19 protein-coding genes are annotated in these 23,441 nt (G+C 68.1%); 7 read left to right on the top strand and 12 right to left on the bottom strand.

Translation table 11 applies throughout. The annotated features are described in order from the left end of the window. The first annotated feature begins 4 nt into the window (after positions 1-4). On the top strand, positions 5-391 hold the full coding sequence (locus CHC08_RS24655) for a hypothetical protein (RefSeq protein WP_089209736.1): 387 nt from the start codon (positions 5-7) through the stop codon (positions 389-391). On the opposite strand, the gene purU is transcribed toward CHC08_RS24655, so the two are convergent. Then, complete coding sequence (gene purU / locus CHC08_RS24660) at positions 388-1,239, bottom strand: formyltetrahydrofolate deformylase (protein ID WP_089209737.1); 852 nt, start codon at positions 1,237-1,239, stop codon at positions 388-390. The genes CHC08_RS24655 and purU overlap by 4 nt on opposite strands. A 155-nt stretch (positions 1,240-1,394) precedes the next feature. On the opposite strand from purU, the gene CHC08_RS24665 reads away from it, so the two are divergent. After that, positions 1,395-1,856, top strand: coding sequence for an NUDIX hydrolase (locus CHC08_RS24665; RefSeq protein ID WP_275937203.1), 462 nt, complete (start codon positions 1,395-1,397; stop codon positions 1,854-1,856). Between the two features lie 484 nt (positions 1,857-2,340). Here the strand turns inward: CHC08_RS24665 and CHC08_RS24670 are convergent, their stop codons facing one another. Both CHC08_RS24670 and CHC08_RS24675 read right to left on the bottom strand, forming a co-directional pair. After that, positions 2,341-2,835, bottom strand: coding sequence for a GNAT family N-acetyltransferase (locus tag CHC08_RS24670; RefSeq protein WP_089209738.1), 495 nt, complete (start codon positions 2,833-2,835; stop codon positions 2,341-2,343). Continuing rightward, positions 2,832-3,947: an NsdA family TPR-like regulatory protein gene (locus CHC08_RS24675; RefSeq protein WP_245878538.1), complete on the bottom strand. Its 1,116-nt coding sequence runs from the start codon at positions 3,945-3,947 to the stop codon at positions 2,832-2,834. The genes CHC08_RS24670 and CHC08_RS24675 overlap by 4 nt, the downstream gene beginning before the upstream one ends. A 75-nt stretch (positions 3,948-4,022) precedes the next feature. Between CHC08_RS24675 and CHC08_RS51660 the strand changes: the two genes are divergently transcribed. From CHC08_RS51660 to CHC08_RS24695, 5 genes are all read left to right on the top strand, one after another. Then, positions 4,023-4,358 (top strand): hypothetical protein, encoded by a 336-nt coding sequence (locus CHC08_RS51660; protein WP_245878539.1) that lies wholly within the window; start codon positions 4,023-4,025, stop codon positions 4,356-4,358. Between the two features lie 366 nt (positions 4,359-4,724). After that, on the top strand, positions 4,725-5,009 hold the full coding sequence (locus CHC08_RS24680) for a hypothetical protein (RefSeq protein WP_089209740.1): 285 nt from the start codon (positions 4,725-4,727) through the stop codon (positions 5,007-5,009). Between the two features lie 553 nt (positions 5,010-5,562). Next, positions 5,563-6,486, top strand: coding sequence for a mechanosensitive ion channel family protein (locus CHC08_RS24685; protein WP_245878540.1), 924 nt, complete (start codon positions 5,563-5,565; stop codon positions 6,484-6,486). Between the two features lie 19 nt (positions 6,487-6,505). Continuing rightward, entirely contained in the window at positions 6,506-6,904 is a 399-nt protein-coding gene (locus CHC08_RS24690; RefSeq protein ID WP_089209741.1) for a globin, read from the top strand. 54 nt (positions 6,905-6,958) lie between these two features. Next, on the top strand, positions 6,959-8,494 hold the full coding sequence (locus tag CHC08_RS24695; RefSeq protein WP_218825451.1) for a glycoside hydrolase family 13 protein: 1,536 nt from the start codon (positions 6,959-6,961) through the stop codon (positions 8,492-8,494). Between the two features lie 75 nt (positions 8,495-8,569). Here CHC08_RS24695 and CHC08_RS24700 read toward each other — a convergent pair whose 3' ends face one another. From CHC08_RS24700 to CHC08_RS24740, 9 genes are all read right to left on the bottom strand, one after another. Then, positions 8,570-9,013 (bottom strand): acyl-CoA thioesterase, encoded by a 444-nt coding sequence (locus CHC08_RS24700; RefSeq protein ID WP_245878541.1) that lies wholly within the window; start codon positions 9,011-9,013, stop codon positions 8,570-8,572. Between the two features lie 72 nt (positions 9,014-9,085). Next, positions 9,086-10,750, bottom strand: coding sequence for an energy-dependent translational throttle protein EttA (gene ettA, locus CHC08_RS24705; RefSeq protein ID WP_089209744.1), 1,665 nt, complete (start codon positions 10,748-10,750; stop codon positions 9,086-9,088). Positions 10,751-10,775: 25 nt separating this feature from the next. After that, entirely contained in the window at positions 10,776-12,032 is a 1,257-nt protein-coding gene (locus CHC08_RS24710; RefSeq protein ID WP_245878548.1) for a GGDEF domain-containing protein, read from the bottom strand. A 942-nt stretch (positions 12,033-12,974) separates the two neighbouring features. Next, a complete protein-coding gene (locus CHC08_RS24715) occupies positions 12,975-13,817 on the bottom strand; it encodes a single-stranded DNA-binding protein (protein ID WP_179282194.1) in 843 nt (280 codons plus the stop codon). Positions 13,818-14,340: 523 nt separating this feature from the next. After that, on the bottom strand, positions 14,341-15,981 hold the full coding sequence (locus CHC08_RS24720) for a GTP-binding protein (protein ID WP_089209747.1): 1,641 nt from the start codon (positions 15,979-15,981) through the stop codon (positions 14,341-14,343). Then, complete coding sequence (locus CHC08_RS24725; protein WP_089209748.1) at positions 15,978-17,669, bottom strand: dynamin family protein; 1,692 nt, start codon at positions 17,667-17,669, stop codon at positions 15,978-15,980. Before CHC08_RS24725 ends, CHC08_RS24720 begins: the two co-directional genes overlap by 4 nt. A 2,006-nt stretch (positions 17,670-19,675) precedes the next feature. Next, positions 19,676-20,908, bottom strand: a complete 1,233-nt coding sequence (cobA, locus tag CHC08_RS24730; RefSeq protein ID WP_089209749.1) for a uroporphyrinogen-III C-methyltransferase — start codon at positions 20,906-20,908, stop codon at positions 19,676-19,678. A 154-nt stretch (positions 20,909-21,062) separates the two neighbouring features. Next, the gene (locus tag CHC08_RS24735) at positions 21,063-22,211 is read right to left on the bottom strand and encodes a nicotinate-nucleotide--dimethylbenzimidazole phosphoribosyltransferase (RefSeq protein WP_089209750.1); all 1,149 of its coding nucleotides are present in this window, start codon (positions 22,209-22,211) and stop codon (positions 21,063-21,065) included. Between the two features lie 68 nt (positions 22,212-22,279). Further along, positions 22,280-23,107, bottom strand: a complete 828-nt coding sequence (locus CHC08_RS24740) for a sirohydrochlorin chelatase (protein WP_089209751.1) — start codon at positions 23,105-23,107, stop codon at positions 22,280-22,282. Positions 23,108-23,441: the final 334 nt, after the last annotated feature.

Genomic DNA, 23,441 nt, shown 5'->3' on the forward strand with positions numbered 1-23,441 from the left:
GGATATGAGCGACAAACAGAGACCTGAAGACGCGAGCCCGCACGGCGAAGAGGGAGAGGAAGAGCACCACGGCTACTCCCCCGACGTGGGTCGCGCGAGCGAAGAGGTGATCCAGTCCGGTAACCGGGCCTTCGCTCCCCCGCCGGAGAAGAAGGGTCCCGGACGCGTGGTGTCCGAGGAGGAGCGCGAGGGCGTCTCCCCCACCGACACCGAGGCCGCATCGCCCCTGGGCGTCGGCACCAGCACGAGCAGGCGCGCCGAGGAGATCGCGGCCGAGGAGGACGAGGAAGGCCGCGAGACAGCCGGTGTCGACGAGAAGACCGGGCGTCCGTACGGCGTCTCCACCTCTGAGGACTCCACCGGCGTCAAGCCTCGGGATCCCGGCCGCTAACGCGGGAAGACGATCGTCTTGTGGCCGTCGAGCAGGACGCGCTGTTCGGTGTGCCAGCGGACGGCGCGGGCAAGGGCCTGGCACTCGACGTCGCGGCCGATGGCGGCGAGGTCGTCCGCGGAGTGGGTGTGATTGACCCGGGCGACCTCCTGCTCGATGATCGGGCCCTCGTCGAGGTCGGCGGTCACGTAGTGGGCGGTCGCGCCGATCAGCTTCACGCCTCGGGAGTGAGCCTGGTGGTACGGCTTGGCCCCCTTGAACGACGGCAGGAACGAGTGGTGGATGTTGATCACATTGCCCGCGAGCTTGACGCAGAGGTCTTCCGACAGCACCTGCATGTAGCGGGCGAGCACCACCAGGTCGACCCGGTAGTGATCGACCAGCGCCAGGATCTCCTCCTCCTGCCTGGGCTTGGTCTCCGAGGTGACCGGCAGGTGGTGGTAGTCGATGCCGTAGGACTGGGTCAGCGGCCGGAGATCGGGGTGGTTGGAGACGACCGAGACGATCTCGATGTCGAGCAGGCCGGAGCGTGTCCGGTAGAGCAGGTCGTTCAGGCAGTGGCCGAACTTGCTGACCATCACCATCACGCGCGGCTTGACGGCCACGTCCCGCAGCTTGAAGTCCATGCCGAATTCGGGGGCGAGGGCGGCGAAGGCCGTGAGCAGTTCTCCGTCGGGCACCGTCGAGGAGAACTGCACCCGCATGAAGAACCGCCCGTCGGCGTCTCCGAACTGCTGGCTCTCGATGATGTTGCATCCCTGCCCCGCGAGGAGGCCCGAGACCGCGGCCACCACGCCGGGACGGTCCGGACAGGACAACGTCAACACAAACTCGGCCCTGGAACTCATGCCTTTTCACCCTTGAGGAGGTCGGATCGTACGGTGCCTTCGACTGACCTGGGCAGAGTACAGCGACCCGCCCGCATTCACCCGCACCATTCCCGTTGATCTCCTCTCCGGCATGAACACGTTGAATCGGCTGACGGTGATAGCGTCCCGGACCTGTGAGCGACTCCCAGGTGAACGACCGGCCCGCGGCCCGGGTGATCTGCGTGGACGGCTCGGGCCGGGTGCTGCTGATGCACTGGCACGACACGACCAGCGGGCAGACCCTGTGGGAACCGCCGGGCGGCGGGATCGACCCCGGCGAGACGCCCTTCGAGGCCGCGCGACGCGAGCTGACCGAGGAGACCGGCCTGCCGGGCGAGGCGGTGCTGAACCGGTGGGTGCCGGTGCGCAGGGAGTTCGACTGGCTCGGCACTCGCTATGCCAAGACCGAGCGGTTCTATCTGGCCAGGTTCGGGAGCACTCCCGAGGTGGATCCGAAGGCGTTCACTCCCGAGGAGGACAACACCTATCTGGGCTCCGGCTGGTTCTCCCTCGCGGAGATGGCCGAACTTCCCGACGCCCTCGAACCTCCGGACCTGCGGGAGGTCGTCTCCCGGATCACCCAACTCGCCCCCTGAAGAGGCAAAGGTGCAGACTTTTCCTCTGCGGAGGAAAAATCCACACCCTGGTGCACATAGGGGAAAATGACTCCCGCAGAGGGGGGATTCCTCCCCGAGTGGGGGTTATCTCCACCTCGCGGGCCCATCCCCTGCGGATGCGCCCTCTGTCTCGCCAGGAGTGTCCTCCTTCGCCGGTCTTCCGCCCCGCGCCACTCTTTTTCCCTGCGGCTTCCCTGCGACGCGGTACGGCTCAACGTGGACCACGGCCACATCCAGGTCTTCCCGGAACGAATCGTCGTCAGAACCAGGATCAACTCAGCGGGGAGGCGCTCTCACCCCTTGTGCATGACGCTGGAAGCGCCACTCAGTCTGACCGTTCCGGGCTTGTGAACAATGATCTTTTTCATCGCACTCACCAAAGAATGACTACAGATACGAAGAGTAAGTATTCCCCTGTTCTGCCTGAACGCAACGCCTAATGACGGATTAGCATGAAATTCTCTTACTTAATGAGGGGGGACATGGCAACAACCAGATCTTTCTCTCCATAGATCACGATGCAACCGCCGCGCTCTTCTCTGCGGATCTCGCGCCAGCCGTACTTGCGATAGAGCTCCATCGCGGCAGGCTGGTTCATGGTGGTGTCACCGCAGAGCCGGACATAGCCCAGCTCGATCGCGCGCATCTCCAGTTCCGCGACCATCTGGGCGCCGAGCCCGCGTCGCTGGAATTCCGGATGGACCCGCATACGGCACATCTCCGCGCTCTGGTCATCAACGCGGCGCAATCCGCCCATTGTGACGATGCGCCCGCCGGGAATCTCCCCCACAAGGAACTCTCCACCGCCGGCGAGATAGATCTCGTTGATCTGGGGGAAATCATCTTCGTAGTAAACGCCGTCTCCCGGTGCGAGACCGACCTGAGCGAGGCAGATCTGATGCAGCGCCCAGACGGATTCGAGGTCAGACCAGCGATAACGCCGGATTCTGGCCTTCATGCACCAATCACCGGATCCTCCGTCGGCGTGGCGCGCAGCGCCTCCTGGAAGAGCTTGAGCCCCGCATGGTTGGGGGCCTTGGCCTCCACCTCCCTGGCCATCTCATGGGCTCGCTGCATGAGGATGCCGGGCCTGCAGTTGTCGCCGAGGCCGTCGAGCGTGGCCCGGGCGATCGCCAGTGCCTCGTCGATGTCACCCTCGAGAAGCTTGCACTGGGCACGGTCGAACTTGATGAAGGTCGGGTCGAGCCAGTCGGCCGGGCCGTACTTCGTGAGCGCCTGTTCCAGGATGAGGTCGGCCTCCATCGCCTGCCCCAGCTTCACCAGCGCGTCTCCCTGGTGGAAGTAGAGCTGACGCTCGGTGTAGCCGAAGGTCGAGTCGTCCTGATCGACGGCGGTCATCTGGGAGAACGCCGCCCTGGCCCGCGACAGCGCCCGCTTGGCCTGGTCGACCACGTCCTTCTTGCCCGAACCCGACATCATCGCCAGCGCGCGGGCCTCGACGACCGGAGCCATGGCCTGAGCCGCGCAGGGCGTCTGACCGGCCATGTCGCGGCTCTTCTTGGCAAGGTTGAGCGCTTCGCGCGGGTCGCCGTAGTAGAGCGGGACCAGGGCCTCCCTGGCCGTCACCCAGGCCCTGAGCGCGCGGTCTCCGGTCTCGTCCGCGGCCGTCCTGCCGGTCCTGAAGAAGGATCGGGCAAGCCGGTGATCGCCGAGGTTAATCATGATCATGCCGCTCAGCCCCGCGAGCTGGGCGGCCATGCGGCATAACCGTTCCTGCAGGTCCACCGGCTGGCGCCGCTCCATGGCCTTGCGCACGGCGCTGAACTCCAGGAGCACGTCGCAGAGCAGTCTCAGCGGCGGTGTGTTCATGTATTGGCGGCCGAAGCCGATGGTGGCTTCCTCCCACTGATCCAGCATCGCAGCCGAGACGGTGGCCGACACCAGGGTGTCGTCCATCCTTCTGCGAATGCTCTCCACGGATCCGAGCACCTGCCCGTCCAGCGCGATGCCGCTGCCGGCCAGAAGCTGTAAAAGCGTCCTCCGTAGCACGTTCTCGTCCTCCTCGCCCCCGACCACGGAAGAGGCGTTGCTGATCGACTGAATCAGCAACTCCCCAGGACCGGGGGAAGTATCGGGTTTTCCATCTGGGAGATCTCCTCGGACCGTCCCGGGCATCTTGTGGCCGTGGCCACAGATGCACGGGCCGTCGTATCCAAGGGAGACCGGTTCGACCCGGTAGGCGGTGCACAGATAGTGGAGGTATTCGGGACCGGGCCGTTTCAGCCCGCTCTCGTAGGCGGAGAGAAGCGTCTCGCCTATGCCTGGCGCCGATTTGCCGTCACGTTCGAACAGCGCCCTTATCTGTTCGATCACATCCGCGAGGGCGACGCCGTGCGCGAGACGATGACCTTTAATCCGTGTTGTCCCGAATTGCGGATTACACTTTTCGTAGATCAACTCGGCGATATGCGCCGAGCTCTGCCCGACAGCCAGGCCTTTGGCCCGAAGCTGCCGCGCTAATTCCGTCTCCCTGTGCTGCCTGCCGGACATACCGGCCCCTCTCTCGTGGCCAGCTGGGCTGGCTGGCACACTTGTCCCGACCGGTCCTCTCCCTGTGACTCAGTGTGATTCGTTTGTCGCACTGTGCCTAAGAGAATGATGGACCACGTTTGACTCATCCGGAACGTACGAATAAAGCCACCGGCTAAGGATCGTCCACCGCCGGACTGTTTCTTTCAACCTACTTGGGACAAGGCATACCCTGATCTGGGTTTTCCCCACATTGACCCTGAGGCCACAGTGGGCCATGTTTGGCTCACAACACCAAATGCGTGATCAATCGAACACGATTCGGTGCTGTGAGCCAAACCCAAGAGGAGGGACGAGGTGGGGGAAAACGACTTCGGGCACCTAGAACGACTGGTGTCGGAACTTGACTCCCGCGGGCTCCACGCCCGGGTGGTACGGACCCAGTCGGGCCGTGCCTTCGTACGTGTGATCAACCCGAACGCGACCAGCCTGGCGGAGAATGTCACCTGCCGAGCGCAGGCCGCCCCCAGTTGCCGGGATTGGTACTACTGGTGGTCCTGGGGCGAGCGGATGCACACGGCGGAAGACCCCGCCGGTGCCGCGACCAAGGTCGCACGCGTACTCGCCGCGGTGGGGGAGTGAGCGAGCGATGCGCCTGACGGCGTCCATCCGCCCGGGTGCATCGCTCCTACCGCGGCTCGACGGGGCCGACGGGGTGACCGGTGCGGAGCGTCTTCGGACGCTGGTCACCCCGTCGGCTTCGAACCTCTCGAACGAACCCGCCGACCGGCCCTCTCAGCCGGCCCGGCGACGGTCTTCGAAGCTCCAGAAAACACAAGCTGCCGCCCGGTTCTCGTCCGGGCGGTAACCGGAGGGATCCCTCTTGGAAACGGCACGGGACACGCTTCCGGGTGCGCGTCCCGTACGAGTCGTCCGTCACCGGGGCATCCGAGCCCACCCCCCGCGGCCCTGAGCTCGGATGTCCCCGTCTTCCCCGGCGTGATGTGACGGCGGCCGGTTCGGTCGGCAATATAGGTGAGTCGCATGACTTGCCCGTCTTGACGAACGATCCGATCCGAGAGGGATCCACTCCGTGTTCTTGTTTGCCCCCATGTCCGTAATAAGCCCCTCTCCCACTCCGTCACCGTCCTCGCCGTCCATCGATGCCGTGGTCGACGATGTGATGAATGCGAGCATGGGTTTGACCCGGGGCTGCGAGGGCAGCGGAGGGGCTCTCTGCGATCTCATGCGGACCGTCCTGCCGGACACGTTCGCGCCCGTGGTCGCGGCTTTGATCTCCATCGTGCTGGTCCTGCTGATCGCTCTGATCTTTCGCAACGTGGCCCATCGGCTGATCACCCGGGTGGTACGGCGCGCGTCCTCCGGGCGCGCCTCCCTGGCCGGGCGCCTGCGCGGGCGGGAGCCGGCGACCCCCGAGGGCCTTGACGCGATCGTGGCCGAGCGACGCAGGCAGCGGGCCGAGACCATGGGTTCGGTGCTCAAGCACATCGCCTCCATCGTCATCCTGGGCACCGGGGTTCTGACCGTTCTCGACAAGCTCTCCATCCCCATCGCCCCCCTGCTGACCAGCGTCGGCATCGTGGGTGTGGCGATCGGCTTCGGTGCCCAGGAGCTCGTCAAGGACTTCATCGCGGGCATGTTCATGCTCCTGGAGGACCAGTACGGCGTGGGCGACGTGATCGACTCCGGCGCCGCGATCGGCACGGTCGAGGCGGTCACCCTTCGCATCACCCGCCTGCGCGACACCGAGGGCCGGGTCTGGTACGTCCGCAACGGCACCATCACCCGCGTCGGCAACGAGTCTCAGGGCTGGTCCCGCGCGGCGGTGGACGTGCCGGTGTCCTACACCGCCGACATTCCCGCGGTCCGCGAGCTCCTCGAGCAGGTGGCCGGCGAGATCTGGTCGGACCCCTCCTTCCGCGACTCCGTCATCGTCGAGGAGCCCCAGGTCTGGGGGATCGAGCAGATCTCCGACACCGCCGTCATCTTCCGGATCAGCGCCAAGACCCTCCCGTCCAAGCAGGCCCAGGTCGCCCGGGAGCTCCGCCTCCGCGTCAAGTCGGCCCTGGACCGCGCCTCCATTCCGATCGCCGGCTGACGTCACTTAGGCTTGACGCGTGTCCGCGATCCCCGAGGAACCCCAGTCCTTCTACGACGCCGTCGGCGGCGAAGAGGCCTTCAGGCGTCTTGTCCACCGCTTCTACGAGGGAGTGGCGGACGACCCGCTGCTACGGCCTCTCTACCCCGAGGAAGACCTCACCGGGGCCGAGGAGCGGCTGCGCCTCTTCCTCATCCAATACTGGGGGGGTCCCAACACCTACAGCCTGCAGCGCGGGCACCCTCGCCTGCGGATGCGGCACAATCCGTTTGTCATCGGCCCGGCCGAGCGCGATGCCTGGCTGAGGCACATGCACGACGCGGTGGTCTCGCTGGAGCTCCCCGACGACCTGGAGAAGCGCCTCTGGGACTACCTGGTCTACGCGGCGCAGAGCATGCTGAACGCTCCCGGCGCATAAACCCCGCCGGATGAACACTCCCGACGCATAAACCCCACCGAGCGAGGGCAATCGATGCACATGGAAACCCCCTGGTGGCGTGATGCCGTCGTCTACGAGATCTACGTTCGCAGCTTCGCCGACGCCTCTGGAGACGGCGTCGGCGATCTTCCCGGTATCCGGCAGCGCCTGCCGTACCTCGCCGAGCTCGGTGTGGACGCGATCTGGCTGACCCCCTTCTACCGCTCCCCCATGGCCGACGGTGGCTACGACGTGGCGGACTACCGCGACGTCGACCCTCTTTTCGGCACCCTCGCCGACTTCGACGCGCTCGTCGCGGAGGCTCACCGGCTCGGGCTGCGCGTGATCGTGGACATCGTGCCGAACCACAGCTCCTCCGATCACAAATGGTTCCAGGCCGCGCTGCGGGGTGAGCAGCGCGATCGCTACATCTTCCGCGACGGCGGGGACCTGCCGCCCAACAACTGGCAGTCCACCTTCAGCGGCCCGGCCTGGACCAAGACGCCCGACGGTCAGTGGTACCTCCACCTGTTCGCCTCGCAGCAGCCGGACTTCAACTGGCGCAACCCCGAGATTCACTCCGAGTTCCTCGACATCCTGCGGTTCTGGCTGGACCGGGACGTGGACGGGTTCAGGATCGACGTGGCGATGGGCCTGTACAAGGCCGAGGGACTGCCCGACACCCCACCGGAGGATCAGGCGTTCAAGGCCGAGTCGCCGATCTGGGGACGGCCTGAGGTCCACGAGGTCTACCGTGAGTGGCGCAAGGTGCTCGACTCCTACCAGGGCGAGCGGATGGCCATCGGCGAGGTGTGGACCGACTCCGCCGAGGACCTCGCCCTCTACGTCCGCTCCGACGAGCTGCACCAGAGCTTCAACTTCGCCTGGCTGGAGGCTCCATGGTCGGCGACGGCGTTCAAGAAGATCATCGATGACACCCTGGCCGCCGTGACCGCTCCCACCTGGGTGCTCTCCAACCACGACGTGATCCGTCACGTCACCCGGTACGGCGAGGGCACGACCGGCTCCCTGCCGGGTCTCGCCCGTGGCCGTGCGGCGCTGCTCGCCATGCTCGCCCTGCCCGGGTCGGCATATTTGTACCAGGGGGAGGAACTTGGTCTCCCCGAGGTGAAGGATCTTCCCCCGGAGGCCCGCCAGGACCCCATTTTCGCCCGTTCGGGAGGCACGCTGCCCGGCCGGGACGGCTGCCGGGTTCCCATCCCCTGGTCCGGCGTCACCGAGCCGTACGGCTTCTCCCCCGACGGCGTCCGGCCCTGGCTGCCCCAGCCCGCCGAGTGGGCCACGCTGAACGCCGAACGCCAGGCGGACGACCCGGGCTCAACTCTGAGCTTCTACCAGGAGGCCCTGCGTGCCCGCCGCGCGCTGCGCGGCTCGCTCGATGACCAAATCACCTGGCTGGACTCCCCCGAGGACGCGCTGTTCTTCAGACGCGGCTCGCTGACCTGCGTCATCAACTGCGGCACCGAGCCGGTATCGCTTCCGCCGCACGAGCATGTCCTGATCGGCAGCGCTCCCATAGAGGGCTACCTGCTCCTTCCGGACACCGCGGCCTGGCTGCACACCCCCTGACCCATCGGCGTACGGCCCGCGGAGAGCCCGGCCCGTCTCGGTGACGTCGCACGAACACGGGGGATCCGGCGGGCGCTACCCGGCGGGGGCGAACCGGCGCAGGTAGGCGAGCTCCTCCTGGTTCAGCCGCCGGGGAGCGGCCCGTACCACGTCGTAGGCGACGAGCACCGAGCGGGCCTGGACGAAGATCTCCTCGTTGTCACGGATCTCGTAGTCGAGGGTGAACCTCACCGGCCGGATCTCGGTCACCCAGGTCTCCACCCGGACCGGGTCCGGGCGGAAGGTGAGGGGGCGCCGGTAGTCGATCTCGTGCCGGGCGATCACAAGCCCGTCGAAGGGCTTCCTGCCCTCCCGGTGGGGGTCGATGTGGAACATCGCCAGCCGCGCGTCTTCGAGGTAGTCGAAGAACCGCACGTTGTTGACGTGGCCGAGCGAGTCGACGTCGGCGAACCTGACGGCTCGGGGAAAAACATGCCGGTGGCTATGGCTGACGCCGTCCACGACGCTCTGTTCAAACACACCGAGAACGGTAGCGAGCCCCCGGCCCCCGCCGTACGGCGGGGGCCGGGGGCCTTTTTCCTGCGATCCGCGTCAGTCGCGGGTGAGCCTGCGGTAGGTGACACGGTGCGGGCGAGCCGCGTCGGCGCCCAGCCGCTCGATCTTGTTCTTTTCGTAGTCGGCGTAGTTGCCCTCGAACCAGAACCAGTTCGAGCCCTCTTCCCACGCGAGGATGTGGGTGGCGACGCGGTCGAGGAACCACCGGTCGTGCGAGGTGATGACGGCGCAGCCGGGGAACTCCAGCAACGCGTTCTCCAGGCTGGAGAGCGTCTCGGTGTCGAGGTCGTTGGTGGGCTCGTCGAGCAGCAGCACGTTGCCGCCCTGCTTGAGGGTCAGCGCCAGGTTGAGCCGGTTTCGCTCGCCTCCGGACAGGATGCCGGCCTTCTTCTGCTGGTCCGGGCCCTTGAACCCGAACGCGGCGATGTAGGCGCGGGACGGCATCTCGACCTGGCCGACCTTGATGTAGTCGAGCCCGTCGGAGACGACCTCCCAGACGTTCTTGGCCGGGTCGATGCCGCCCCGGCTCTGGTCCGCGTAGGAGATCTTGACGGTGTCACCGACGACGATCTCGCCGCTGTCCGGCGTCTCGCTTCCGGTGACCATCTTGAACAGCGTCGTCTTGCCGACGCCGTTCGGGCCGATGATGCCGACGAGGCCGTTGCGCGGCAGGTCGAAGGAGAGGCTGTCCATCAGGACGCGGTCGTCGAAGCCCTTGGTGAGCTTCTCCGCGCGGATGACCGTGGTGCCCAGGCGCGGGCCCGGCGGGATCTGGATCTCCTCGAAGTCAAGCTTGCGGTGCTTGTCGGCCTCGGAGGCCATCTCCTCGTAGCGCTGCAGACGCGCCCTGCTCTTGGTCTGGCGCGCCCTGGCGTTGGAGCGGACCCACTCGAGCTCCTCCTCCAGGCGCTTCTTGCGCTTGGCGTCCTTCTGGCCCTCAAGCTTGAGCCGCGCCGCCTTGGCCTCCAGGTAGGTGGAGTAGTTGCCCTCGTAGGGGTGGCAACGGCCGCGGTCGAGCTCCAGGATCCAGTTGGCCACGTTGTCCAGGAAGTAGCGGTCGTGGGTGACGGCCAGGACGGTGCCGGGATATTTCTCAAGGTGGGACTCGAGCCACTGGACGCTCTCGGCGTCCAGATGGTTGGTGGGCTCGTCGAGCAGGAGCAGGTCGGGCTGTTCGAGCAGCAGCTTGCACAGCGCGACCCGGCGGCGCTCACCACCGGAGAGCTGAGTGACCTCGGAGTCGGGCGGCGGACACCGGAGGGCGTCCATCGCCTGCTCCAGCTGGCTTTCGAGATCCCACCCGTTGCGGTGGTCGAGCGCTTCCTGCAACGTGCCCATCTCGTCCAGGAGCGCGTCGCTGTAGTCGGTGGCCATGAGCTCGGCGATCTCGTTGTATCGATCGAGCATGGCCTTGGTCTCGGCGACGCCCTCTTCGACGTTGCCGAGCACGGTCTTGGATTCGTTGAGCGGGGGTTCCTGCTGAAGCATGCCGACGCTGAAGCCGGGCATGAGCCGGGCGTCGCCGTTGGACGGCTGCTCCAGGCCCGCCATCATCTTCAGCAGCGTCGACTTTCCGGTGCCGTTGGGGCCCAGGACGCCGATCTTGGCGCCCGGCAGGAACGACAGCGTTACGTCGTCGAGGACGACCTTGTCGCCATGCGCCTTGCGCACGCGCTGCATTGTGTAGATGTACTCCGGCATGCCTTTAGTTTAGGGCCTGCTGAGCTCAGCTAGGGGCGGACTCGGCTCCGGGCCGACGGGCAGGCGGCACGACCGTGGCAGGCAGGCAGATCCGGTCACGGCCGAGCTCCTTTGCCCGGTAGAGGGCCAGGTCGGCCGCGGCGAGCAGTTCGATCAGATCGTCGCCGTGCACGCTCATGATTGCCACCCCCGCCGAGATGGTCACAGTGATCATGTTGTCGTCGGCCGGAACCGCCATCCGCCCCACGCGGGACCGCAGACGCTCGGCGACCCGGCGGGCCTCGGTGACATCGGCCCTGGGCAGCAGGACGACGAACTCCTCGCCGCCGAAGCGGCCCACCACGTCGTAGTCACGCAGCTGACTGCGGATGGTGGAGGCCACACCCACCAGGACCTGGTCACCGATCAGGTGGCCGTAAGTGTCGTTGACCCGTTTGAAGTGGTCGATGTCGACGATCAGCAGGGCGAGCGTCTCGCCGGTGCGACGTGCCCTGACGATCTCGGTGTCCGCCTCGCGCTGCCACGCCGCGGCGTTGAGCAGGCCGGTCTTGAAGTCGGTGCGGGCCGCCGCCTGCAACTGGGCGTGGAGCAGGCTGCGCTGGAGCAGCACCACCGGCGGCAGCGCCAGCACCAGCAGCGCCAGGTTCAGCCCGCAGGTGATGGAGACGAGGACGCCGAGACAGAGCTCGACCACGTCGAGCAGCAGGCTTTCCCGATTCCACAGAACCTCCCGCCAGCGGCTGTCGGGATCGGCGGTGTGTGCGGCGATGGCGATCAACGCGGTGTTGACCACCGTGAACAGCACCGCGCAGCCGACGGCGATGAGGATGGGCTCCCCGGCGCCCCTGGTCAGCGCGGCCAGGCCACCGGCCGTGCCGTGGAAGAGCAGCGAGGCCGCGCATCCGGCCAGGCCGATCGCGGCCGAGCTGAAGACCCTCCGGTAGACGACCGTCTCGCGCACCCGTTTCTGCAGCAGGAACTGGAGCGGGATGGGCGCGAGAAGCGCGTAGACCGGCGGCAGGAGCAGCGCGGCCGGCAGCCACCACGCGGAGAGCAGGTCGCGGGAGACGCCCGCGGGCATGCCGAGCCTGCGGGTCGCCTCGATGCAGACGGCGCCACATGCCATCAGCGCGGTGAAGGTGAGCAGATCAGACCAGCGGAAATTGCCGGATACGGCGAAGAACAAGATTGCGGCAAAATCCAGGGCCACGACCCCGCAGATGTAACCAACCAGTGCGCGACGCTGCCCAAGCAGAGGCCATCTGTCGGCCAAGGGCGCCACGCTGTCGCGTGGCTTGACTGAGGTGTGACTGGGAGCCGCCATGTCGTCCCCCTCTCCGACTAACGATGTGTAACACAATAGTTGCGGAGTGTGCGGCATGCGATGGGAACCGCTACCTTTGGCAGAGTGGGCAGCTCACCAGTTGGCTCACAAAGGAATCGCTCGCTCGCGAGCGGACCGTGTGGGAAAGGAGCAGCCATGCGGCGGGGCGTGACCTGGACCTAACAGGTGTCTCGGCATCCGACACGGGAACGACCATCGGCCGGCTTATCTCGGCGCCACCGCACTCTCGCGAAGGCACTGACCGCGTCCGGCCGATGCCCCCTCACCCTCGGGGCTCCGATCTTACCCATCCGGGCTTCGATGCATCCCTCGCACCTCGGACTCCACCGAAGACGCCACCCGCCTCACCTCCGAACCCTGCCGAAGGCACTTCCGTGCCTTGCCAAAGGCACTTCCGCGCCCTGCTGAAGGCACCATTCGGCCTTACCTCGGGGCGCTTCCAAAGGCGCCCCACCTCAATCCTCGGGCACCTTCAAGGGTGCCCCGTCTCCCTTCGGGCACCCTTGAAGGCAACACCGCTCCCCGGGAACCTCCAAGGGCACCACCCGCCTTACCCATGGGCACCTCCAAAGGCGCCACCCCGTCTCCCCTCGGACCACACCCCTCGAAGGCACCACCGGCCCCGCCCTCGGGCACCTTCAAGGAAGCCCCGCCACGCCACGGAAGCCACATCACGCGCCTTACCCCCGGAGACACCTCCGGGGGCACCCCCGGACACCTCTAGAGGCGCCGTCCGGCCTCATCCAGGCGCCCTCGAAAGCACCACCGCCCCCTCAGGCACCTTCAAGGGCACCACATCTCGGCCCGCGAGGACCTGGGCGATCCGCTCGGCGCACTCGCCCAGCTCGGCGCGGCACTCGGGCCGACGGGAAACCCGTCTCAGGCCGCAATACCTTCTTCCACGGGCCACGGCGCATCGTCCTTCGCCGTCCTGTCGACCTGCTTCTCCGGCGCGCCCGGTTTCCCGGCCGCCCCCTCCCCCGCGCCGAGCTCCTTCCCAGAGGCCTTCTTACGAGCCGTCTCCTTCGGGGCCGCGCCCGGCTTCCCCGCGCCCGGCTTCCCGATCGGCTCTCCCACGCCAAGCTCCCAGCTGACCATCTCTTCCTCCGCCTCTTCGTTCGCATCCGGCGTCTCACCCGTCGGGCCGCGGTCCGACGTGCTCGGCTCGCTCCCGGCCGCGCCCTCACCCGCCGTACCGCCTTCGGCCTCTGCCGCGTTGTCGTCTTCGTCCGCGGCCTTCACCAGGGCCAGTGCCCCGGAGGCGCTTTCCTCGCCAGGGGCCGCGCCGCCCATCGCCCAGTCGAACGTCTCGCGGTCGAGCTCGCTCCGCTCCTCCTGGCCCAGTGCCGGGGTCGCCCCACCCCGCTGTGGCTTGGCGAAGCTCCCGAGCCCCCAGCGAAGGTCATGTCCGAGCGAGTTGGCCTCCACCTCCGCCATGAAACGGCGCTCGCCCTCATGAGTGAACTCACGGATCCGCAACCGCCCCTGGACGACGATCGGCTGGCCCAGGTGGATCGACTGGGCCACGTTGTCGGCGAGCCCGCGGAAACAGCGGACGCCGAAGTAGGTCGTGTCACCGTTGCGCCACTGCTGGTTCTCCCTGTCGAAGTAACGGCTCGTCGAGGCGACCTTGAGCGAGGTGACCCGCGAGCCGTCGGGGAAGGTGTGCTGGCGCGGCGGAGCCGCGACATTACCGGTCAGCGTGACGTAGATGTCGTTCATCGTGCCTCCCATGAGAGCCGGCGGACTGCCCGCGGCATGGAACACACGATGGCCCGTATCGCCCCCGGCACGAGCTACCGAATCCCGCTCTGGGGACAACCGTCCGGGCCCGCGCCACAGCTGTGGACAGTGCGGAACCAGCACCGTGACATGGTCGGTTCGGGTCAGAACATGGTGACGGCGGGTGATGGCCCAGGGCCACCCGCGCTGCGACACCGCACGGAGCTCAAGGTCAAAAACACGACGGGCGAGGGCAGGTCGGCGGCTCGGTACCGCTCACCCGTGCGGGGGCCGTACCGGAAAGAAGGGCACGGCGAGGGCAAGGGCGGCGGTCGAGACGTGGCACCGCCGACGAGGGGCGGCCAGGTGGCGGAGTTTCGCGGGAGTGACGGGGCGGCAAGATCCGGCGGCCCGAACACACGCCCTCACCGCAGAGCTTGGCCCAGGTGCAGCCCCGCGCCGATGCGCAGGGCCTCGACCAACAGCAGAATCGACCAACAGCAGAATCGTGGACGGCGCGGAATCAGCCCCGCATGCTTCGCATCGCCGCGTAGAACTCGTTGTATCGGGCCAGTTCGCGTTCCACCGGCTCGATCACCATGCCCTCGGCGACCCCCGCGACCCTGCGGCGCATCTCCCGCTCCAGACGATCACGCTCGTTACCCGCTCCGAGCACGACGAAGTTACGGCTGGCCACGGCGGTGAGCAGTCCGAGCCCGAGGACGGAGAGCATCATCAGCGCCACCCATGGCAGCGAGGCCGTCTCGCCGAACACGGCCAGGCCCGACGGCAGCTTGCCGACGCCGACCACACCGTAGAGGACGGCCGTGCCGACCCAGGCGACACCCGCGAGGAACAGCAGGATCAGGAGGTACTGCCAGACGAGGAGAAGCCGCCACCAGACGGGGACCCGGTCCAGGCGCGGTGCGACCTCCGACAGCTCCTCGGAAAGCACCTGGGGCAGCTGAGCCGAGCGCGAACGCGCGGCGTCCCTGATTCCGTTCTGCCAGGCCTCGTGCATGCCGGAGGTCAGCCCGTCGGAAAGGGCCTGGACCGCGTTGTCCACCTCCGCCGGCTGCGCGCTGACCGAATCTCCCGCAAGACCTCGGATCTCGTCCCTCAGGTCGCTCAGGCGCAGGCTGTTGAGCGGATCGGGGCGGAGCTTGGCGACCCAGCGTGCGTACGGCCAGCCGATCCACTCGATGGACCGCACGCCGTAGACGTTCTCCATCGCCTCCCCGACCGCGGGAACCCCGACCGCGTCGCATAGGGCGTCGGTGAGGCCGATCCGGCGGGCGTCATCCACGGAGGACGCGGCGCCGGGTGCTCCCCCGTCGGGCATGACCTTCGTCAGGCGGAGCGTCAGGCGGTCAAGATCGGCCTCCAGGCGCTGGACCGCGGCTCTGCGCTTGGACACCGTCTCGGCGAGGACCGCCTTGAGACTGTCCACGCCCCTGCCCGTGATCGCGGAGGTGGCCACGATGATGGGGTTCTCGACACCCTCGCGGCGGAGCAGCCCGTCCAGGTCCGCGACGCACTCGGCCAGCTCTTCGGCCTCCAGCCGGTCGGCCTGGTTGAGCACGAAGATCGTCACTGCCTCGTGGCCGGCCAGGTCGGTCACGTAGCGGCGATGCGTGGAGGCGTCAGCGTACTTCTGCGGGTCGAGCACCCACACGACGAGGTCGGCGACCTGGATCAGCCGGTCGGCCTCGGTGTCGGTCAGCGCCCGGATGGAGTCATGGTCGGGCAGGTCGAGCAGGATCAGTCCGTGGAGCTGGCTCTCGCCCTTGTCCAGGGCGCTGGCCCGGGCGAAGCGGTGGCGCCACTGGATCTGCAGCCAGTCGAGCAGCGGGCCCGCGCCCTCCAGGCCCCAGACGCAGGCGTGAGTGCGCGCCGTGGTCGGGCGGCGCACACCTGTCGGCGACAGCTCCAGCCCGGAGATCGAGTTGAACAGCGTCGACTTACCGCTTCCCGTGCCTCCGGCGAGCGCGACCACGGTGTGGTCGGAGGATAGTTTGAGCCGGTCACCGGCGCGCAGCAGCAGTTGCCCCGAGTCGGTGAGGAGCTTGGGCTCGACCTTGCCCGGCCCCAGTTCCACGATCCGTGCCAGCGCGGCGAGCCGTCCGCCAAGACCTTGGCGTGTCTGGGTGGTGCCAACGCTCATCGGGCGACCTCGAGATTGTACGTTGCCTGGTAAAGGCGGGTGGCGGCGTTTTCGTCTGGTATGCCGGCCCCATCAAGGACCTGGACATAACGCGACGTCTCGTCGTCGAACAGCATGCCGATCCGGGCACGAAGATCGCTTCGGGCCTTGACGCCGATGTTGCGCAACGACTCGGCACCGAGCAGCGCGTGCACCAGCCGCTGCGGCAGCGCACCGGCGATGCCTCCGGCCTCGGCCGAGCCGTTGCCGAGCAGCCCTACGGTCAAGATCAACGCCAGGGACTCGACGTCGAACGAGATCACCCTGGCAACCGACCGCTTGGTCACACCCTCGGTCCGGATCAGCTCGATGATGTGGTCCTGCCAGGCGGCGACGACCCGGCTGGTCTTGCGCAGCAGCTCGTCGGAGGCGCGGCCGAGACCCGGGGTGTCGACCAGGATCTTCCCCGTGCTCTGGCGGTGCAGCCAGCGAGCGGCGGTCTCCTCGGCGGCCCGCTGCGCCGCCGATACGACGACCGACTCCAGCCCGGCCCGCAGTGCGGACTTGAGCGCGCTGAGCCGCTCGGGGGCCTGCTGAGTCGCCTTCCCCGCGAAGCGGCCGGGCTTGCGCAGGTGCAGAGTCCGCATGAGGTCGCCGGACCCGGCGAAGTCCTGCCACCGGGCGAGCACCTCACCGCGGAGCAGCGAGCCGTTCCTGGTGGTCTCCTCGATCTCGGTCATCGCATGGATATACGCGGCGTCCACGTCGGTACGGAGGTCGCTCCTGAAGGAGACCTGGGCCTCCAGCTGCTTGGCCAGCGCGGGGATACGGGTGCGAAAGCTGTTCAACGCTCCGAACAGGGTCGCCTGTACGGCCTGCGCCCGCCGCCGGTCGTCGACCGAAAGCTCGGTCAGCCAGAGCCGGAGCTCGGTGACCTCGTGGTCGGGAAGCATGCCGTCGGTGGCCTTGCTCTCGTTGATGACAAACCGGTCGACCTCGCCGAGGCCGTACTCGGTCAGCATCCTGACGAAGTGCTTGGTGACCACCTCGCGGGACTGGGGCGACACCCGGGAGAGCACGATGGCCAACCGTGCTCCGCGCTCCTTGGCCAGGCGGAGCAGTCGCCAGGCCGGTGCGTCGGCGTAACGGGCCGCGGTGGTGACGAAGATCCACAGGTCGGCCGCGTCGAGCATGCGGTGAGCGATCTCGTGGTGCTCCTCGACGACCGAGTCGATGTCCGGGGTGTCGAGCAGCGCCACACCCGGAGGGAGGCGTTCCGTGGAGACGAGCACGAGGCCGCCGGGAGCCGTATCGGAGTCGAACTCACTCTGACGCCGCAGGCTGCCGAGCAGATCTCCCTTGGCGAACCATTCGTGGTCGTCGGGGTGGCAGGCGAGGACCGGGGTGCCTGTGGTGGGGCGGCGCACGCCGGTAGCGCTGACCTTGGCGTTGGCCAGGGTGTTGATGAGCGTGGACTTGCCCGCGCCGGTCGAGCCCGCGATGACGACGAGCGCCGGGGCGGTGCTCATGTGGACGCGGGGAATCACGTAGTCGTCGAGCTGGGCCAGGATCTCGCTCTGGGTCCGCCTGGCCTCTTCGGCGCCCGGGAGGTCCAGGTTGAAGCGGAGGTCGGTGACGCTGTTGCGCAGGGCGGTGAGCGCGTTGGTCAGGGCTTCGGAGACGACGTCCGGCAGCGGGATCTCCCGCACCCGGTCGCCCTCCGTCTCCTCGGCCTCCTCGTCGCCCTCGGCCGCGCCGCCGGTCTCGTCGTCGGTCCTGTCGCTGTCCTCGACCTCAGCCTCAGAGCCGGAGTCGGCCTCGGGGCCAGGGTCGGAGCTGAAGTCGGCGCCGGAGCTGAGGTCATCCTCAGAGGCAGAGCTGGATTCGGAGCCGGAATCGACCTCGGCCTCGGGGTCGGAGCTGGAGTCGGAGTCGGCGCTGAGGTCATCCTCAGAGGCAGAGCTGGATTCGGAGCCGGAATTGACCTCGGTCTCGGGGTCGGAGCTGGAGTCGAGGGAGAAATCAAAGCCCGAACTGGATTCGGAGTCGACCTCGGAGTCGGGGCCGGAACCAGAGTTCGAGCTGGATTCCGAGTCGGCCTCAGGGTCGAGGACAACGACGTTGTCCGGCTCCGGGTCCGTATCCGAGGAGTCCAGGTCGACGCCCTCGGAGCTCGTCTCGGCGTCTGCCTCGGGTAAGTCCTCGCTTGCGTCCGCACTGCCCGCGCGGAGAGGAGGAGCGCCGGTGTCCGCGTCGGCGGGGACGGTGCCCGGAGACGGAGCTCCGATCTTCCCGCCGGACCTCCCCTCCCCGGAATCCGTCTGAGATGCCCGCTCGGTGCTCTCTGTCGCGGAGGGAGTTCGTGAAGGGGCGACACCGCCATCCGGGCGTGAGGCGCCCGTACGGAAGGCCTCCGAGGGGGAGGCATCCGCGCGGGAGACACCCGCGGGGGGAGCATCCGTACGAGAGGCGGGCGTGCGGGGTGCGACCGCAGGAGGGGCGTCCGCACGGGAGAAAGCCGTGTGGAAGGCGCCAGAGGGAGGAACGTCCGCGCGGGACGCACCCGTGGGGGAGGCATCCGCGCGGGAGCCGGCCGTACGGAAGGCATTCGGGGGTAAGGCATCCGTACCTGAGTCATCCGTACGGGGGTCACCCGCAGGGGAAGCGTTACGTGAGGCACCTGTGGGAGGAACATCCGTGGGAGAGGCGCCCGCGGGAGGAGTTCCCGTACGGGAGGTGCCCGCGGGAGGGACACTCGGACGAGAGGCGCCGGGGGAAGCACCCGGACGGGAAGTGCCCGCAGGAGGAGCACCCGTACGAGAGGCACCCGCAGGGGGGACACTCGTGTGAGAGGCACCCGGGGCGGCGCTCGGAGGCGAAGGCAGCGCGCCGCCGCTCGCCGGCGAGGCACCCGCACCGGAACCCGGCGCGTTCGCATCCCCGCGCGAAACATCCTTACCCGCGGTCAAAGAGGCAATGGTCGCCTCAGCAGCCGCAGCCGCCACACGGAAGGCGGCGAACGCATCCTCCGAAGACGACGGAGCGGCACCTCTGTCCGTACGGGAGGCACTCGCAGGAGAAACGCCCCCGGGAGAGGCACCCGCAGGGGAAGAATTACGCGAGGCATCCCCAGGGGAGACACCCGGGCGAGAGGCGCCCGCAGGAGGAACTCCCGTGCGAGAGGCACCCGCGGGAGGGACACTCGGACGAGAGGCGCCGGGGGAAGCACCCGCCGGGGAGGCACCCGGACGAGAAGTGCCCGCAGGAGGAGCACCCGTACGAGAGGCACCCGCAGGGGGAACACTCGTGCGAGAGGCACCCGGGGCGGCGCTCGGAGGCGAAGACGGCGCGCTGCCGCTCGCCGGCGAGGCACCCGCACCGGAACCCGGCGCGTTCGCATCCCCGCGCGAAACATCCTTACCCGCGGTCAAAGAGGCAATGGTCGCCTCAGCAGCCGCAGCCGCCACACGGAAGGCGGCGAACGCATCCTCCGAAGACGACGGAGCGGCACCGCCGGCGTCCTTCCCATTGGGAGCCGAGGCACGGGCCTGGATGGAGGCCGCGTCATCGTCGGGACGAATGGCGCCGAAGATGACCGTTTTCTCTCCGGGGGACTCGGCATCGTCCGGAGAGGTGTCGCCGGACGGCTCCTGAGGATTGCCGGCGCGGCGGTTGTCACGCCCACCCCTGTGAGGAGGCATGTTGGCAGCCGGTTTCACGGTACCCGCTCCGCTCGAACCATCTCGACCTCCTGGCCGACCTTCACGACATCGCCGACGATCACGATCGCAGGTGGCCGAATCCCAGCCGCGGTCACGCGCTCTGCCACCGTGGACAGCGTGGCAAAAAGAGCTCGCTGGGTGGGAAGAGTACCGTCCTGTACCACCATTACGGGAGTTTCCGGCGAACGTCCGTCTCGGATGAGCGTTTCGGCAATTGCGCCGATTCGTTCGACGGCCATCATGAGCACCAGAGTTCCAGCGGATCTTGCCAGATTTGGCCAGTCAACGGTGGATTTAGCATCACCCGGCGGAACATGTACGGAGACCACATGGAACTCCTGGCTTACGCCGCGGTGCGTCACCGGCACGTTGGCCGCGGCGGGCACCGCGACCGGACTGGTGATCCCGGGAACCACGATGACCGGGATGCCCTCGCGGGCGCAGGCGAGCATCTCCTCGCCGCCCCGCCCGAAGACGAACGGATCGCCGCCCTTGAGCCGCACCACGAACTTGCCCTGTTTCGCGTGCTGGATCAGCAGCTCGTTGATCTTCTCCTGGGCCATGTAGCGGCCGTAGGGGATCTTCGCGGCGTCGATCAACTCGACGTCCGGGGACAGCTCGTCGAGCAGGGCCTGCGGGGCGAGCCGATCGGCGATGACCACGTCCGCCTGGGCGAGCAACTGCCGTCCTCGAACCGTGATCAGCCCGGGATCGCCGGGACCGCCGCCGACCAGGGCGACGCCGACGGGCTTGGTGCGGTTGCGCCGGGCGTCGACCGTGCCGTCCCGGAGCGCTTCCACGACGGCGTCCCTGATCCCGGCCGCCCGCCGGGGGTCACCGCCGGCGGTGACCGCCACGCTGATCTCGTCCACCTTGCCGCTCGCGGGGGTCCAGGCGGCCGACGCGTCCTTGTCATCGGCGCGTACGCACCAGATCCGCTTGGCCTCGGCCTCTGCGGCCACCGCGGTGTTCACCGCGCGGTCGTTGGTGCATGCCTGGACCAGCCAGGCCCCGTCCAGGTCGCCGACCTGGTACGGCCTGGCCTCCCAGGTCACACGACCGGTGGCGATGAGATCGTCGAGAGCGTGCGTGACGCTCGTCGAGACGATGGTGACCAGGGCACCCGCTTCGAGCAGCGCCGGAACCCGCCGCTGCGCGACGCGTCCACCACCGACGACGAGCACCCGCCGCCCGGAGAGGCGCAAACCGAGCAGGTAGGGCGACATGGCGGCAAATCTCCCGTTCGCGATGAACCGTGAAGCACGGCGTGTTAATAGGTAAACCTACCGGCTAATGACGCCTTCTTTGCTGCCTCTGCGTTAACAAGGGTAAAGAAGCGGCGGACTACCATTCACCGGTACGCTCCAAGCATTTCGCAGGTCAGGCCTCCTTGTCGCTGACACCGGCCGAATCGAAGGTCGCCACCTCGTGCATGACCCTGACGGCCGCGCAAACAATCGGGTAAGCGAGCAGACCGCCCGTGCCCTCGCCGAGCCGGAGCTCCAGTTCCACCAGGGGGCGCAGGCCCAGGTGGCCGAGCGCGACGGCGTGACCCGGCTCGGCGGAACGGTGTCCGGCCACGCAGTGGTCCACGACGGCGGGGGCCAGCGCCGCCGCCGCCAGCGCCGCCGATCCCGCGATGACACCGTCCAGGATGACCGGCACCCCGGCGGCCGCCCCGCCCAGGATGAATCCGGCGATCGCCGCGTGCTCCAGCCCGCCGACCGCGGCCAGCGTCTCCATGGCCGAGGCCACCGTCTGGAACGGCGCCGCCTGCCCCGTCGGTGCCGCCCCTGCCACCGGGGCCGCCTGCGCCGTCCGGGGGGCGGCGTCCGGCTCCCGCGTCAGGCCGTTCACGTGGAGGGCCCGCCGGACCACCTCGATCTTGCGCTCCAGCGTCTTGTCGTCGACCCCGGTCCCCCTGCCCGTCGCGACGGCCGCGTCCTGTCCGGTGAACGCGCAGATCAGGGCGGCCGAGGCGGTGGTGTTGGCGATGCCCATGTCTCCGGTGATCAGACAGCGGGCGCCCTGGTCCACGAGCTCGCGAGCCACGGTTATCCCGGCCTCCAGGGCCTCGGCCACCTGCCGGGCGGTCATCGCCGGCCCCTGGGACAGGTCGGCCGTGCCGTACGCGACCTTGCTGATTCTCAGGCCGGGCGCCGGATCGAGATCGGCGGCCACGCCGACGTCGACGACCGTCACCGAGGCGCCGACCTGGGCCGCGAAGGCGTTGGCCACGGCGCCGCCCGCGAGGAAGTTGCCGACCATCTGGAGGGTGACCTCCTGCGGCCACGGGCTCACTCCCTGAGCATGAACGCCGTGATCGGCAGCGAAGATCGCCAAAGCCGCCGGGGCGGGGAGCGGCGGCGGGCTGACGGCCGCGGCTCCGGCCAGCCGTATCGCCACCTCCTCCAGCGTGCCCAGCGCGCCTCGGGGCTTGGTCAGCCGGTCTTGATGGGCTCGCGCCTCGGCGACGGCCGCCGGATCGGCCGGCCGGATCGCGGCAATGGTCTGCTCAAGGATGGTCATGCGGTCCAGTGTCCCCTGAAAGGGGCGTTTCAGGGACTTCAGGGGACATGAGGGACTCGGGGAAAAGGTCACCAGGCGATGCCACTGAGCGCCTCCTCGTAGCGTTCGATGACCACGTCGGCCAGGCCCTCGCAGTCGCCGATGACGTCGGCGCAGCGGACATCCAGGTCGGAGTGGCCTGCGGCGTAGGCCATGGCCTGGGCCCAGACGCGGTCCAGCAGGCCACCGGCGAACAGCAGGTAGGGCACGAGGATCACGCGCTTGGCGCCGAGGCGGCGGCAGCGCTCGATGCCTCCGGGAACGCCGGGCGGGGTGAGGGAGATGAAGGCGGTCTCCACCGTCATGTATTCGTGGGCGTGGGTCTCCCAGAAAAGGCGGGAGACACGGTGCACGTCGGCGTTGGTGGCCGGGTCGGTGGAGCCGTCGCCGACCAGAACCACGGCGGTCTCGCCGATGTCGATGTGCTCGGGCTCCTCGTCGAACGGCCCGGCCGCCGCCGGGACCAGCCGGAGGCTGGCGACCTCGGCCGCGGCGTCGGCCAGACGCTCGGCGAGCAGCGACAGGATGCGGGGATCAGAACCCAGCGGGCGGCCGTAGTCGCAGGTGAGCATGGGGTGCTTCTCCTGCTCACGCGCCATCGCGGAGGGAATGTCGGCGCCCAGCCACACATCTCCCGTGAGGCTCATCGGCAACGTCACCACACGATGGTGCCCGCGCGCGACCAGCGAGGAGATCGAGTCGCTGAGACGGGGCTTGGCCCTGGCGATGTATCCGCCGGACACGTCGGCCGCCGTCTGATCCAGGCGACAGCGGAGTCGGTGGATGAACCTACCGAATTCGGCTGATCCATTGTCATAGTGCGAGCCCTGCCCGATGAGCAGCAGCGGCGGTTTCATAGAGAACAGGACTCCAATGACCTTGACCTGGGATTATGCGATCGCGAGTCGCGAGGATATCCGATAACGTCACGCCATGAACAGGTAACGGATCAATAAACTTTCCCTGGTCATGTCGGAGCGGGACGGACGAAGAAGATCAAATCAACGGCGGTCGCGGATGGCACGCCCGACCGGGCCGGACGGTCAGCGCGAAGACATGGATCCGCGCGCGATCCGGAGACGTGGACCCACGCGCCTTCGGCACGGTAGCCGTGCTCGCCGGAGACGTCCAGCGCGGTCGGCGGGCCGTGGCGCCGCCCGGAACCCGCCCGGCACGCTCGCCCCGGCGGGC

The sequence above is a fragment of the Streptosporangium subroseum genome, assembly GCF_900188345.1.
Classification (GTDB): Bacteria; Actinomycetota; Actinomycetes; order Streptosporangiales; family Streptosporangiaceae; genus Streptosporangium; species Streptosporangium subroseum.

Excerpts from the sequence above, each read along its gene's own strand:
- CHC08_RS24655 (WP_089209736.1), top strand. The coding sequence starts at position 5 with ATGAGCGACAAACAGAGACCTGAAGACGCGAGCCCGCACGGCGAAGAG.
- purU (WP_089209737.1), bottom strand. The coding sequence starts at position 1,239 with ATGAGTTCCAGGGCCGAGTTTGTGTTGACGTTGTCCTGTCCGGACCGT.
- CHC08_RS24670 (WP_089209738.1), bottom strand. The coding sequence starts at position 2,835 with ATGAAGGCCAGAATCCGGCGTTATCGCTGGTCTGACCTCGAATCCGTC.
- CHC08_RS24685 (WP_245878540.1), top strand. The coding sequence starts at position 5,563 with ATGGGTTTGACCCGGGGCTGCGAGGGCAGCGGAGGGGCTCTCTGCGAT.
- CHC08_RS24695 (WP_218825451.1), top strand. The coding sequence starts at position 6,959 with ATGCACATGGAAACCCCCTGGTGGCGTGATGCCGTCGTCTACGAGATC.
- ettA (WP_089209744.1), bottom strand. The coding sequence starts at position 10,750 with ATGCCGGAGTACATCTACACAATGCAGCGCGTGCGCAAGGCGCATGGC.
- CHC08_RS24715 (WP_179282194.1), bottom strand. The coding sequence starts at position 13,817 with ATGAACGACATCTACGTCACGCTGACCGGTAATGTCGCGGCTCCGCCG.
- CHC08_RS24720 (WP_089209747.1), bottom strand. The coding sequence starts at position 15,981 with ATGAGCGTTGGCACCACCCAGACACGCCAAGGTCTTGGCGGACGGCTC.
- cobA (WP_089209749.1), bottom strand. The coding sequence starts at position 20,908 with ATGTCGCCCTACCTGCTCGGTTTGCGCCTCTCCGGGCGGCGGGTGCTC.
- CHC08_RS24735 (WP_089209750.1), bottom strand. The coding sequence starts at position 22,211 with ATGACCATCCTTGAGCAGACCATTGCCGCGATCCGGCCGGCCGATCCG.
- CHC08_RS24740 (WP_089209751.1), bottom strand. The coding sequence starts at position 23,107 with ATGAAACCGCCGCTGCTGCTCATCGGGCAGGGCTCGCACTATGACAAT.